Consider the following 386-nt stretch of genomic DNA (forward strand, 5'->3'; position numbering starts at 1 on the left):
GCTTCGCTCGAACTCTACAAGAAGAAGCAACTGGCCGACGTGACCAAGCTGCCGGGTATGGAAAACTTCGACAATGTCGCCAAGTCCGCCTGGACGACCGATGATGGCTCGGCCAGCTTCTGCGTGCCGATGGCGTCCGTTATCCACGGCTTCATCTACAACAAGGACGCTTTCGCAAAGCTCGGCATTTCCGTGCCGACAACAACCGCCGAATTCTATGCCGCGCTTGATAAGATCAAGGCTGACGGCACTTATACCCCGATGGCTATGGGCACGAAGGACCTCTGGGAAGCCGCCACCATGGGCTACCAGAATATCGGCCCGAACTACTGGAAGGGTGAAGAAGGCCGCGTGGCGCTGATCAAGGGCACCCAGAAGCTCACTGA

At 57.5% G+C, this 386-nt stretch carries 1 protein-coding gene; it reads left to right on the forward strand.

All coding sequences use genetic code 11. The features are described from left to right. On the forward strand, positions 1–386 hold a 386-nt coding region (locus AC1D0P_RS31475; RefSeq protein ID WP_477680312.1), incomplete at both ends, for an extracellular solute-binding protein.

The sequence above is a fragment of the Polaromonas sp. P1_G2 genome (assembly GCF_056405515.1).